General features: G+C 70.1%; 12 protein-coding genes and 1 tRNA gene. 7 read left to right on the top strand and 6 right to left on the bottom strand.

Going from position 1 to position 12,989, the window contains the following annotated elements; genetic code table 11:
• Window positions 1–366: LysR substrate-binding domain-containing protein (locus ACZ6JE_RS12520; RefSeq protein ID WP_464319150.1), on the top strand; the 366-nt coding region annotated here is incomplete at its 5' end.
• Here the strand turns inward: ACZ6JE_RS12520 and ACZ6JE_RS12515 are convergent.
• The 3 genes from ACZ6JE_RS12515 to ACZ6JE_RS12505 form a co-directional block, all read right to left on the bottom strand.
• Window positions 367–786 carry a uracil-DNA glycosylase family protein gene (locus ACZ6JE_RS12515; RefSeq protein ID WP_464319149.1) on the bottom strand — a complete coding sequence of 140 codons (420 nt, stop codon included), beginning with the start codon at window positions 784–786 and terminating at the stop codon, window positions 367–369. It abuts the gene before it with no gap.
• Between the two features lie 248 nt (window positions 787–1,034).
• Window positions 1,035–1,107 (bottom strand) — tRNA-Val (locus tag ACZ6JE_RS12510).
• A 79-nt stretch (window positions 1,108–1,186) separates the two neighbouring features.
• Window positions 1,187–1,660, bottom strand: coding sequence for a peroxiredoxin (locus ACZ6JE_RS12505; RefSeq protein ID WP_192057889.1), 474 nt, complete (start codon window positions 1,658–1,660; stop codon window positions 1,187–1,189).
• 271 nt (window positions 1,661–1,931) lie between these two features.
• Here ACZ6JE_RS12505 and aceE point away from each other — a divergent pair, with 271 nt between their 5' ends.
• From aceE to ACZ6JE_RS12475, 6 genes are all read left to right on the top strand, one after another.
• On the top strand, window positions 1,932–4,676 hold the full coding sequence (gene aceE / locus ACZ6JE_RS12500; RefSeq protein WP_464319148.1) for a pyruvate dehydrogenase (acetyl-transferring), homodimeric type: 2,745 nt from the start codon (window positions 1,932–1,934) through the stop codon (window positions 4,674–4,676).
• A gap of 38 nt (window positions 4,677–4,714) precedes the next feature.
• On the top strand, window positions 4,715–5,920 hold the full coding sequence (locus tag ACZ6JE_RS12495; protein ID WP_192057901.1) for a PucR family transcriptional regulator: 1,206 nt from the start codon (window positions 4,715–4,717) through the stop codon (window positions 5,918–5,920).
• 112 nt (window positions 5,921–6,032) lie between these two features.
• Window positions 6,033–6,953, top strand: a complete 921-nt coding sequence (locus ACZ6JE_RS12490; protein ID WP_464319147.1) for an ACP S-malonyltransferase — start codon at window positions 6,033–6,035, stop codon at window positions 6,951–6,953.
• Window positions 6,950–7,960 (top strand): beta-ketoacyl-ACP synthase III, encoded by a 1,011-nt coding sequence (locus tag ACZ6JE_RS12485; RefSeq protein ID WP_464319146.1) that lies wholly within the window; start codon window positions 6,950–6,952, stop codon window positions 7,958–7,960. Before ACZ6JE_RS12490 ends, ACZ6JE_RS12485 begins: the two co-directional genes overlap by 4 nt.
• Window positions 7,961–8,038: 78 nt before the next feature.
• A complete protein-coding gene (locus tag ACZ6JE_RS12480) occupies window positions 8,039–8,287 on the top strand; it encodes an acyl carrier protein (protein WP_055797067.1) in 249 nt (82 codons plus the stop codon).
• A 113-nt stretch (window positions 8,288–8,400) separates the two neighbouring features.
• Window positions 8,401–9,639: a beta-ketoacyl-[acyl-carrier-protein] synthase family protein gene (locus tag ACZ6JE_RS12475; protein WP_464319145.1), complete on the top strand. Its 1,239-nt coding sequence runs from the start codon at window positions 8,401–8,403 to the stop codon at window positions 9,637–9,639.
• Between the two features lie 85 nt (window positions 9,640–9,724).
• Here ACZ6JE_RS12475 and ACZ6JE_RS12470 read toward each other — a convergent pair whose 3' ends face one another.
• The 3 genes from ACZ6JE_RS12470 to ACZ6JE_RS12460 all read right to left on the bottom strand — a co-directional run bounded on the left by ACZ6JE_RS12470 (window position 9,725) and on the right by ACZ6JE_RS12460 (window position 12,978).
• Window positions 9,725–10,216, bottom strand: a complete 492-nt coding sequence (locus ACZ6JE_RS12470; RefSeq protein ID WP_192059171.1) for a DUF3145 domain-containing protein — start codon at window positions 10,214–10,216, stop codon at window positions 9,725–9,727.
• Between the two features lie 184 nt (window positions 10,217–10,400).
• Window positions 10,401–12,062: a bifunctional 3'-5' exonuclease/DNA polymerase gene (locus ACZ6JE_RS12465; RefSeq protein WP_464319144.1), complete on the bottom strand. Its 1,662-nt coding sequence runs from the start codon at window positions 12,060–12,062 to the stop codon at window positions 10,401–10,403.
• A 64-nt stretch (window positions 12,063–12,126) separates the two neighbouring features.
• Window positions 12,127–12,978, bottom strand: a complete 852-nt coding sequence (locus tag ACZ6JE_RS12460; RefSeq protein ID WP_243214086.1) for a DUF1684 domain-containing protein — start codon at window positions 12,976–12,978, stop codon at window positions 12,127–12,129.
• Between the last annotated feature and the right edge of the window lie 11 nt (window positions 12,979–12,989).

The following is a 12,989-nucleotide window of genomic DNA, read 5'->3' as shown; positions in this document are numbered from 1 at the left end:
GAACCCGTGACGGCAGCGGATCTCGCATCCACACCGCTCGTGTCTCGGGAGTCGGGCTCGGGCACCCGCCGGACCCTGGAGCTCGCCCTGGGGATCGACCCTGCCCTGATGGCGGAACCCGCTGCGCAGTTGTCGTCGACGGGCGCCATCCGGGCGGCCATCGCCGGCGGTGTGGGCCCGGGAGTCATCAGCTCGTTGCTGGTCGAGGACGACCTCCGCGCCGGGCGCCTCGTCAGCGTCCCGGCGGCCGTCGACCTGAGACGACCGTTTCGGGCCGTGTGGTCGGCAAGTCTGAGCGCCGGGGCGCAGGATCTCCTGGCCGTGATCGCCGTGTCGCAGCACAGCCCCGACTCCTCGCCGGGATGATCAGAGAAGCGAAGCGTGCCGCAGGGCCGTGACGGCCCGCAGGTGCTTCTCGCCGGAGCGGGTGGCGTTCGCCGGCGACAGATGGGGTGCCGCGAGCACGGGCACGACCCTCGCACGCGGCTCCAGGGTGAAGTACCTCATCACGCCCGTCAGGGCCGGAGTGCCGAAGGTCACGATCGCCCGCAGCTGCGGCAGGGAATCGAGCAGCTGAGCCAGGGCAGGGCGTGCCTCGTCGAGATCGGTGATGGTCGGCGCCCGACCCAGGGCCCACGGGACGATGTTCCATCGCAGGTAGACGTTCCTGCCCAGACCCGACTCGATCCGTGCTCGCTTGAACGCAGACGCCGTCGGCCCCGGGTTGTCCTCACTGCTGATCGCGTCCTCGCCCTGCCTGATCGTGGCAGGACCGGGTGATTCCATCAGCACGAGAACTTTCGCTGCTGCTCCTCCACCTGCTGGGTCGAAGCCCGGCACGAAGCGCGCACGTTCTGGTCCGGAGCTCCGCCATTCCGATACGAGCTGATCGAGGCCGCTGGGCTGCTGCATCCCTAGACGGTACGACCTCGAGGACCATCACCACGATTCTCCGGGCGCAGTCGGCCGCGAGCCGAGGTCGCCGCGGGGCACCCCTGGCGTGCTGAGCGTCTCTTGATCAGGACTCTCGACAGTGGGCCCTACCGGGCTCGAACCGATGACATCCACGGTGTAAACGTGGCGCTCTACCAACTGAGCTAAAGGCCCCTGCGCCGGTCTGGCCGGGCGGGTCGTATCAGGTTAGCGGCTGAGGAGGCGCGAGTCGCGCCTCCTGGGCGGTGTCGCGTCAGACGGTGGCCGGCACCAGGGTGTCGAGGGAGGCGCGGTAGTCGTCGATCGAGCGCTCCTGGCCGGGCTCGGTGACGAAGTGCTCGCGGATGATGCCGTCGACGTCGATCAGGAACGTGGCCCGCGTCGCGAAGCCCTTGTGCTCGAGGAACACGCCGTACTCCTTCGAGACCTCGCCGTGCGGCCAGAAGTCCGCGAGCAGCGTGAAGTCGTAGCCCTTCTCGTCGGCGAAGGCCCGGAGGGTCGCCTTCGAGTCGACGGAGACGACGAGCAGCTCGACGCGGTGGTCCTGGAACATCGCCAGATTGTCGCGGAGCGTGCACAGCTCCTTCGTGCAGGTGCTCGAGAACGCGAGGGGGAAGAACACGAGCGCGACGGGCTTCACACCCCGGTAGTCCGACAGCCTGACGTGCTCGCCGAACTGGTTCGGCAAATCGAAGTCGGGAGCCTGGATGTCGTTCTCCAGTGCCATGGTGCGATCCTTCCGCGTCGGCCCGGGCGGCCGGCGACAAACACGAGCAGTGATCCTACGCCGCACGGGGGCGAACGCAAGGACCGCTCTCAGCGCGTGCGGAGACTCCGTGGGGCAGGGTCGGTGTCAGTCGGGGTCACTAGACTCTGGCGAGTCAGGTGGCAACGTGTTCGGAACCCGGGCGCGGACGACCTGACACTCGTCTGTCCACCGCATACGGTGCGACCCACACACGGTGCTATCAACACCACGAGATTGATTGAGGTCAAGGGTGACGGTAAACGACCAGGACCCGTACACGGTCGACACGACCGATCGCGATCCCGAAGAGACCGCCGAATGGCGGGAGTCGCTCGACTCCCTCGTGGCGGCCCAGGGGCACGAACGGGCTCGCGAGATCATGAAGAGCCTGCTGAGCCGGTCGAGCGAACTCCACCTCGGCGTGCCGATGGTCCCCAAGACGGACTACGTCAACACCATCGCCACCGAAGACGAGCCCGAGTTCCCCGGCGACGAAGAGCTCGAGCGCCGTTACCGCCGGTGGATCCGCTGGAACGCCGCGATCACCGTGCACCGCGCCCAGCGCCCCGGCGTCTCGGTCGGCGGTCACATCTCGACCTACGCCTCGTCCGCCGCCCTGTACGAGGTCGGCTACAACCACTTCTTCCGCGGCCAGGACCACGCCGGCGGCGGAGACCAGATCTTCTTCCAGGGCCACGCCTCCCCCGGCATGTACGCCCGCGCCTACCTCGAAGGCCGCCTCGGCACCGACCAGCTCGACGGGTTCCGTCAAGAGAAGTCGCATGCCTCGGGCGGGCTCAGCTCGTACCCGCACCCGCGGCTCATGCCGTCGTTCTGGCAGTTCCCGACCGTGTCGATGGGTCTCGGCCCGATCAACGCGATCTACCAGGCGCAGGTCGCGAAGTACCTCACGAACCGCGGCATCAAAGACGCCTCCGACCAGCAGGTCTGGGCGTTCCTCGGCGACGGCGAGATGGACGAGGTCGAGAGCCGCGGTCAGCTGCAGGTCGCCGCCAACGAGGGTCTCGACAACCTGAACTTCGTCATCAACTGCAACCTGCAGCGACTCGACGGCCCGGTGCGGGGCAACGGCAAGATCATCCAGGAGCTCGAGAGCTTCTTCCGCGGTGCCGGCTGGAATGTCATCAAGGTCGTCTGGGGTCGCGAATGGGACGACCTGCTCGCCCGCGACACCGAGGGTGCGCTGCTCAACCTCATGAACACGACGCCCGACGGCGACTTCCAGACCTACAAGGCCGAGAGCGGCGCGTACGTCCGCGAGAACTTCTTCGGTCGCGACCCCCGCGCGCTCGAGCTCATCAAGGACTTCACCGACGACCAGGTCTGGAACCTCAAGCGCGGCGGGCACGACTACCGCAAGGTCTACGCCGCGTTCAAGGCCGCCGCCGAGCACAAGGGCCAGCCGACCGTCATCCTGGCGAAGACCGTCAAGGGCTACGGCCTCGGGCCGTCGTTCGAGGGCCGCAACGCGACCCACCAGATGAAGAAGCTGACGCTCGACAACCTCAAGCAGTTCCGTGACGAGATGCGCATCCCGATCTCCGACTCGCAGCTCGACGAGAACCCGTACCTGCCGCCGTACTACCACCCCGGCAACGACGACGAGGCGATCCAGTACCTCCACGAGCGTCGACGCGCCCTCGGCGGCTACGTGCCCGAGCGCCGCTCGAAGTACACGCAGATGTCCGTCCCCGAGTCGACGTCGTACGACGTCGTCAAGAAGGGCTCCGGCAAGCAGGAGGTCGCCACCACGATGGCCTTCGCGCGCCTGCTGAAAGATCTGCTCCGCTCGAAGGACTTCGGCCACCGCATCGTGCCGATCATCCCCGACGAGGCGCGCACGTTCGGCATGGACGCCTACTTCCCGACGTCCAAGATCTACAACCCCAACGGGCAGCACTACACCTCGGTCGACCGCGAGCTGCTGTTGGCGTACAAGGAGAGCCCCCAGGGTCAGCTCCTGCACGTCGGCATCAACGAGGCCGGCGCGTTCGCGGCGTTCACCGCGGTCGGCACGTCGTACTCGACGCAGGGCGAGCCGCTCATCCCGGTCTACGTCTTCTATTCGATGTTCGGCTTCCAGCGGACCGGTGACGCCATGTGGGCGGCCGGCGACCAGATGGCCCGCGGGTTCATCATCGGCGCCACGGCCGGTCGCACGACGCTGACGGGTGAGGGCCTGCAGCACGCCGACGGTCACTCGCTGCTGCTCGCCTCGACGAACCCGGCGGTCGTCTCGTACGACCCCGCGTTCGGCTACGAGCTCGGTCACATCGTCAAGTCGGGCATGGACCGCATGTACGGCACCGACGAGAACGGCGCTCCGACGCACGCCGACCCGAACGTCATGTACTACGTGACCGTCTACAACGAGCCGATGCAGCAGCCGGTCGAGCCCGACGACGTCGACGTGGACGGCATCGTCCGAGGCATCTACAAGCTCAAGAGCGCCGAGAACCTGGGCCCGCGTGCCCAGCTGCTCGCCTCGGGCGTCGGTGTGCCGTGGGTGCTCGAAGCCCAGCGTCTGCTCGCGGACGACTGGAACGTCGCCGCCGACGTGTGGAGCGTCACCTCCTGGAACGAACTGCGACGCGACGGCCTCGCCGCCGAAGAGCACAACTTCCTCAACCCGGAGGCCGAGCAGCGCACGCCGTACGTCACCGACAAGCTGCAGGGGGCCGAGGGCCCGTTCATCGCGACCAGCGACTTCATGGCCGCCGTACCCGACCAGATCCGCGAGTACGTCCCCGGCGACTACCTCACGTTGGGCGCCGACGGCTTCGGATTCTCCGACACCCGTGCCGCCGCCCGTCGATTCTTCAAGATCGACGGACCCTCTGTCGTCGTCCGCACGCTGCAGGCCCTGGCCCGCCGCGGCGACGTCGAGCCCGGCGTCGTCCAGCAGGCCATCGACAAGTACCGGCTGAACGACGTGACCGCCGGCACCAGCGGCAACGCCGGCGGGGAGAGCTGACCGGGCCCGTGAGCGCCGAGCGGGTTCCGAGCTCGCCCATGGAACCGTCCGCAGCCACGAAAGAGCGCACGCTCGCGTGGCTGCGGACGGTCTCGGGCGAACTCTCGACCAAGACCATCAAGCGACTGGAAGAGACGCTGCCCTGGTACGGCGACATGCCCCCCGGGCGACGCTCGGCCGTGGGTCTCGTCGCCCAGGCCGGCATCACGTCGTTCATCAGCTGGTTCGACGACCCCCGATCCACCCCGTGGATCGCCGCCGACGTCTTCGGGGCAGCGCCCCGCGAGCTTCTCCGCTCGATCAGCCTCCAGCAGACGCTGCAGCTGATCCGCGTCACCGTCGAGGTCGTCGAAGAACGGGTCAAAGACGGCGACGACTCGCTGCGCGAGGCCATCCTGCTCTACTCGCGCGAGATCGCCTTCGCCTCGGCCGACGTCTACGCGCGTGCCGCCGAGGCACGCGGCCTGTGGGACGCCCGTCTCGAGGCGCTGGTCGTCGACTCCATCCTCAGCGGCGAGTACGACGACGAGCTTCCGAGCCGCATCGCCGCGCTCGGCTGGCACGGGCACGGCGAGGTGTCCGTCCTCGTCGGGACGACGCCGCGGATGCTCGACGTCGACATGCTCCGGCGCACGGCGCGCCACCTCGCCGCCGACGTGCTCATCGGAGTCCAGGGGCGACGACTCGTGCTGGTGATCGGCCGTGCCGAAGAGACCCTCGACGAGAACGGCACCCCGACCTCCACGAGCCGACCCTCGTTCACCGACATCGCGAAGGCCCTCGAGCCCGGTTTCGGCGACGGCCACCTCGTGCTCGGACACGAGGTGCCCAGCCTCGTCGACGCCTCGAAGAGCGCCAAGACGGCGTTGGCCGGCTTCTCGGTGGCCCGGTCGTGGCGGAACGCCCCCCGCCCGGCACTCGCCGACGATCTGCTGCCCGAACGGGCCCTCGCGGGCGACCCCGTCGCCCGTTCGACACTGGTCAATCGCGTCTACAAGCCGCTGAAGAACCACTCCACCGAACTCCTGACCACGCTCTGGTGCTACCTCGACAACGGGCGATCGCTCGAGGCGACCGCTCGCGAGCTGTTCGTGCACCCGAACACCGTCCGATACCGCCTCAAGCGGGTCTCCGACGTGATCGGCTGGGACGCCACCGGCGCCCGGGAGGCGCTCATCCTGCAATCGGCGCTCATCCTGGGGTCGATAGCCGACCACGACGGGCAGGCGGGGCGGCGTCGCTGAGGCCGACCCGCGCCTCCTCGGCAGCCCTCCTGGCGAGAAGCGACAAGCCCCACCCCGATCTTTGGTCGAGTTGCTACACCTGCGAGGCCCCTCGGGGCGGCATGATGGATCAGTGATCGTTGTCGTTGCGCCCGGCCAGGGCTCCCAGAAACCCGGATTCCTCGAACCGTGGCTCGCCGACCCGCAGCTCGCCGACCTGCTCGGCAGCCTGTCGGCCGCCGCCGACGTCGACCTCGTCGCCCACGGCACGACCTCCGACGCCGACACCATCCGCGACACCGCGGTGGCGCAGCCCCTCATCGTCGCCGCGGGCATCCTCACGGCGCGCGCGCTCTTCGACCGCGTCGACCGCGCACGCGTGGCCGGTGTCGCCGGGCACTCCGTCGGCGAGTTCACCGCCGCCGCGGTCTCGGGGGTCCTCACCGACACCGATGCGGTCGCGCTCGTCGCCGAGCGGGGCCGGGCCATGGCCGAAGCCGCCACGCAGGCCGAGACCGGCATGAGCGCCGTCCTCGGCGGAGACCAGGCCGAACTGCTGGCCCGCCTCGACGAGCTCGGACTCGAGCCGGCCAACTACAACGGCGGTGGTCAGATCGTCGTCGCCGGCGAGCTCGCCGCCCTCGCCGCTCTGGCCGAGCAGCCGCCCGCCAAGGCGCGCGTCATCCCCCTTCAGGTCGCCGGCGCCTTCCACACCCGCCACATGCAGCCCGCCGTCGAGCGACTCCGCACCGCGGCCTCCGCCGTCAGCACGGCCGACCCCGATCTGACGCTCTGGACGAACAACGACGGCAGCGTCGTCACCGAGGGCGCCCGATTCGTCGAGCTCATGGTCGGTCAGGTGTCGTCGCCCGTCCGCTGGGACGCCACGATGGAGTCGTTCTCCGCCGCCGGCATCTCGGGCCTCATCGAGCTGGCACCCGCGGGCGCCCTGACCGGACTGGCCAAGCGCGCGCTGAGGGGCGTCCCCTCCGTCGCCATCACGACACCCGACGACCTCCAGGCCGCCGTCGACCTCATCGAGGGAGCAGCATGACCACCCCCCAGCTCAACCAGAACACCGGCACTCAGTTCACCCGCATCTACGCCATCGGTGCCGCCCGTGGCGAGAACGTCGTGCCGAACGCCGACATCGTCGAGCCGATCAACTCGTCCGACGAGTGGATCCAGCAGCGCACCGGCGTCGTCACCCGCCGTCGGGCCGGCAAGGACGTCAAGGTCGTCGATCTCGCCGAGACCGCCGCGAAGGAGGCGATCGAGAAGTCGGGCATCCGCCCCGACCAGATCGGCGCCGTCCTCGTCTCCACCATCGGCGGCGGCGTGGCCACCCCGTCGGTGGCGTCGCTGCTCGCCGAGCGCGTCGGGGCCAACCCCGCGGCGGCCTACGACATCTCCGCCGCGTGCGCCGGCTACACCTACGGCATCGCGCAGGCCGACTCGTTCGTGAAGTCGGGTCTCGCCGAGTACGTGCTCGTGGTCGGCGCCGAGAAGCTCAGCGACGTCATCGACCCGACCGACCGCACCATCTCGTTCCTCCTCGCCGACGGCGCGGGCGCAGCGATCGTCGGCCCCGCCGAGTCGGCCGGGATCGGCCCGACCGTCTGGGGATCCGACGGCTCCAAGTGGGACGCCATCGGCATGACGAACACGATGGTCGAGTACCGCGAGGGCAACGGCGACGTGCCGTGGCCCACCCTGCGCCAAGAGGGCCAGACCGTGTTCCGCTGGGCCGTCTGGGAGATGGTCAAGGTCGCGAAGCTCGCCCTCGAGCGCGCCGGCGTGACCTCCGACCAGCTGTCCGCGTTCGTGCCCCACCAGGCCAACATGCGCATCATCGACGAGTTCGCGAAGCAGCTCGGTCTGCCCGAGTCGGTCGTCATCGGCCGCGACATCGCGACGATGGGCAACACGTCGGCCGCGAGCATCCCGCTCGCGACCCACCGCCTCCTCGACGAGCACCCAGAGCTCAGCGGCGGTCTCGCCCTGCAGATCGGCTTCGGTGCGGGCCTCGTCTTCGGCGCCCAGGTCGTCGTGCTCCCGTAGCGCGCCGCGCCTCCCCCAGCTTTCCGCCTGTATAGGCTTTACCCCGGTCAACCGACACCCCACAAGGAGAACAACACCATGGCACTGTCCACCGAAGAAGTCCTCGCCGGCCTGGCCGAGCTCATCAACGACGAGACCGGCATCGCGACCGACACGGTCGAGATGGGCAAGTCGTTCACCGACGACCTCGACATCGACTCGATCTCGATGATGACCATCGTCGTCAACGCCGAAGAGAAGTTCGACGTCAAGATCCCCGACGAAGAGGTCAAGAACCTCAAGACCGTCGGCGACGCCGTCACCTTCATCACCAAGGCACAGGACTAGACGTCAGCGGCCCGGTCGTTCCCTCCAGGGACCGACCGGGCGCCCACGTCGACGGGACCGCCCGTCAGGCAGGCCGCACGCCCGTCCCGGGCAGTCCCTTCAGGAGAACAGTCATGACCAAGAAGATCGTCGTCACCGGCCTCGGTGCCACCACCCCCCTCGGCGGCACCGCCACCGAGAGCTGGCAGAACCTGCTGGCCGGCCAGTCGGGCATCACCACCCTCGAGCAGGAGTGGGTCGCCAAGTACGAGCTGCCCGTCACCTTCGCCGGGCAGGCCCGCGTGCCGTCCGCCGACGTGCTCGACCGTCGCGAGACCAAGCGCCTCGACCCCTCCAGCCAGTTCGCCCTCACCGCAGCGCGCGAGGCCTGGGCCGACGCCGGTTCGCCCGAGGTCGTCCCCGAGCGGTTCATCGTCGACTGGGCCACCGGCATCGGCGGCGTCTGGACCCTCCTCGACGGCTGGGACACCCTCCGCGAGAAGGGGCCGCGCCGCGTCCTCCCGATGACCGTCCCCATGCTCATGCCGAACGGCCCCGCCGCCACGATCTCGATGACCCTCGGAGCCCGCGCCGGCGCCCGCACGGTCGTCTCGGCCTGCGCCTCCAGCACGGAGTCCATCGCGATGGCCTACGAGCACCTCCAGTCCGGTCTCGCCGACATCGCCATCGCCGGCGGCTCCGAGGCGGCCATCCACCCGATGCCCCTCGCCTCCTTCGCCGCCATGCAGGCGCTCTCGAAGCGCAACGACGACCCGGCCACCGCCTCCCGGCCGTACGACGTGACCCGTGACGGCTTCGTCCTCGCCGAAGGAGGCGCGGCGCTCGTCCTCGAGACGGAGGAGCACGCTCTCGCCCGCGGTGCCCGCATCTACGCCGAGCTGATCGGCGGCGCCGTCACCAGCGACTCGTACCACATCACCGCGCCCGACCCCGAGGGCAACGGGGCCGCCCGCGCCGTCATCACCACCCTCGAGAACGCCGGCGTCGACCGCGACCAGGTCGTGCACGTCAACGCCCATGCGACGAGCACCCCGGTGGGCGACATCGCCGAGTACCACGCCATCAAGCGCGTCTTCGGCGAGCACACCCCGAAGCTGATCGTCTCGGCGACGAAGGCGGCCACCGGGCATCTGCTCGGCGGTGCCGGCGGCATCGAGGCCCTCTTCACCGTGAAGGCCCTGCACGAGCGCCTCGCTCCCCCGACGATCAACGTCACCCAGATGGACGACGAGATCGACATGGACGTCGTGGTCGGCGAACCCCGCACGCTGCCCGACGGCGAGATCGTCGCGCTGAGCAACTCGTTCGGCTTCGGCGGCCACAATGCCGTCATCGGGTTCCGTTCGGTCTGAACCATCGAAGGAGGCGCGGGGCGTGTCGAACACGACCCGCGCCTCCTTCGTGCGCCGCGACCGCACCGACCGCCGCGCGCTCGGCTCAGCCGACCTTGTGCAGCCAGACGACCGGGTTGCCCTCGCCGCTGTAGCGGAACGGCTCGAGCTCGTCGTCCCATGCCTGACCGAGGGCGAGACGGAGCTCACGGTGCAGCTCGAGGGCGTTCGACCCGGCGACCTCCATCGCGTAGCGGACGCGGTCTTCGGGGATGACGGTGTTGCCCGCCGTGTCGGTCTGGGCGAAGAAGATGCCGAGATCGGGCGTGTGCATCCACCGACCGCCGTCGTGCTGCGAGTCGGGGTCTTCGGTCACCTCGTAGCGGAGGTGCTCCCAGCCGCGGAGGGCCGAGGCGATGCGGGCACCGGCACCGTCGTCGCCCTGCCACGAGAACTCCGTGCGCTGCGAACCGCCGAGCACGGGCTGGTCGACCCACGCGAAGTTGACGGCGTGCCCGAGGGCACGACCGACCGCCCACTCGACGTGTGGGCACAGTGCACGAGGGGACGAGTGCACGTAGAGCACTCCCCGAGTCATTGCAGCAGCCACGATTACTCCATTCGGTTAGGTGCGACTTCCCCATCGACCTGGTGAACGAGTGAAACGGTGGCTTCTCGTGCTGTATGAGATTGTGTGGGCGGACTGGTCCGCTCGCTGAATCATCGCAGACGGATGCACGGGATCACAAGTGTGTAACTCCTGCCAGTTCGCCCTGGCACCCCTACTTCGCCTGCGAGTAGTCGTCGACGACCGCGATCGTCACCGGGAACCGCACGGGCGCCTGCCCGAAGAGCAGCCGACCGGCGGCGGCGGCGCTCCGTTCGACGACGGCCACGACCTCGTCGGCGACCTCGGCGGGCGAGTGGACGACGATCTCGTCGTGCAGGAAGAACACCAGGTGCGGCGCCCCGTCGCCGAGCCCCGCGAACCGCGAGTGCAGCTCGGCACGCGTGGCGCCCATCCAGCAGAGCGCCCACTCGGCCGCGGTGCCCTGCACCACGAAGTTGCGGGTGAAGCGGCCCCAGGCCCGAGCGTCACGACCGACCGGGCCCCGGTCCATCTCCGGGGGGAGGTCTTCGGCGACCTCGTCGCCCGGCCGCGGCGAGCTGCGCCCGAGCAGGGTGCTGACGACCCCGCCCGCCTCGCCCGCCCGGGCGGCGGCCTCGACGTACTCCATGGCCCGCGGGAACCGCCGGGCGAGTCGGGGAACGAGCCGACCGCTCTCGCCCTGCGTCGCGCCGTACATCGCCCCGAGCATCGCGACCTTCGCCTCGGCACGCGAGGCCACCGCGCCGCTGGACACGATGCCCTCGTACAGGTCTCCGTCGCCGGCCGCCGCCATCGCGGCGTCGCGCGAGAGCCCCGTGAGGATGCGGGGCTCGAGCTGAGAGGCGTCCGCCACGACGAGCTTCCAGCCCGGGTCGGCCACGACGGCCGCGCGGACGGCCTTCGGCAGCTGCAGCGCGCCTCCCCCGCTCGTCGCCCACCGGCCCGTGACGACCCCGCCGGGCACGTAGTCGGGTCGGAACCGGCCCTGCCGCACCCAGGCGTCGACCCAGGCCCAGCCGTTGGCGACGAGGAGGCGCTGTCGGCGCTTGTAGCGCAGAAGCGGCTCGACGACAGGGTGCTCGTGCCGCTGGATCTCCCACTTGCTCGTCGACGCGACGGGCAGCCCCGCCCGGTTGAGCGCCTTGAGCAGTTCGGCGGGCGAGTCGGGGTTGAGGTCGGGGGCGGCGAGGGCCCCGCGGATCTCGACGACGTCGGCGGCCATCGCGGACGGCCGGTCTCCGGCGCGCGCGGGCCGGGGCCCCAGCGCCTCGGTCAGCAGGCGGTCGTGCACCCGAGCCGACCACGGGATGCCGCGGTGGTGCATCTCGCAGGCGACGAGGGCACCGGTGGACTCGGCGGTCGTCAGCAGCTCGAGCCCCTCGCGGTGAGCGCTCGACTCCACCGCGCGACGCTGACGCAGGAACTCGCCCAGCGGATCGGGCAGCGACTCGGGCACGACGTCGAACAAGCCGTCGCCCTGCGTCAGCTCGGCCTGAGGGCCGTCGTACGGCCCGGGCGGGGCCCCGTGCAGCTCGCCGCCCGTCGTCGCGGCCGAGCGCCGCAGGATCGCGTGGCAGAGCCGCAGGTCGACGCAGCGGGCCACGCGGACACCGAGGCCCAGGAGGCGCGGGTACCAGCTGCGGGTGTCGTCCCAGACCCAGCGCGGGGACTCCTCCACCTCGCGCGTGGCGACGGCCATCCCCAGCTCGCTCTCGGCGACCACGATCGGTGCCGCGGCCACCGGGGCCCTGTCGGAGGCGTAACGGTCGACGGGCGTGAACTCGACTCGACCGTCGGGCAGACGACGGAGCACGATGAACACGATGTCGATCATGCCACCGGCCACCGACGTCGGAGAGGGCGACCCGGGTGTCTGCGACGTCATCCCCCTGCGGGCGTCAGTGGAGGAGCGCGCCCGACCGGTCGAGCACGTTCTTCTCCCCCGCCTCCACCCGGACGCGCAGACGGTTCTGCGCGGGCGGGATGGGGCAGTTGAACTGGTACGAGAACGCGCAGGGTGGCAGGACCGCGCGGTTGAAGTCCAGGAGTATCGTGCCGTCGGGTGACGGGGTCGGGAACAGGAAGCGCCCGACCGAGTACGTGGTGTCGCCCGTCGTGCCGTCCGCGAAGACGAGCTGGAGGCGATCGCGGTCGCCGCTGGGGAACGCCGCCAGTTCGTAGTCGACGTCGTCGCGGCGGAATCGGATGAGTCCCGGGAGCGGCTTCGGCCGACTGAGGTCGAGGTCCTTCTGGTGCCGGATGTCGATCTCGGTGCCGGGCTCGGTCGTGACGAACTCCGCGGTCACCACCCACGACGGGTCGTAGGGGTAGGCGTCGATCGACCCGAAGGCCGTGGCCGCGTCGGAGCGGGAGTCCCACACCCGGAGGGCGTACGACGATCCGTCGTCGTTCGCGATCACCGTGCCCGTCGCACCACCCGCGAACGACACCCGGCCCGGCGTCATCGCGTCGTCCCCCGCGACCAGGGCCGTGCCGTCGACGAGCACGTCGTCGACGGTCACCCCGTCGGCGGCGCGGGCCGTGACCGTCAGCCCCGAGACGCCCGCCGGCGTGGGAGCCCAGACCCCGGCGACCCCCCAGATCGGCTGCTCACCGTCGACCCACTGGGTGTTCACCAGAGCCAGCGGCCCGGTCGGCGACGTCACCCGGGCGCGGCGCAGGGCGTGGAACCTCGTCGACTCGACCGACGGCGACGCGCCCGTCTCATGTCCTGGTGATGCGCTGCTCATGATCGTTCCTC

It is taken from the genome of Frigoribacterium sp. AC759 (assembly GCF_979256015.1).
The sequence above is the reverse complement of the archived record's forward strand: the minus strand, read 5'-3'. Positions and strand labels throughout refer to the sequence as shown.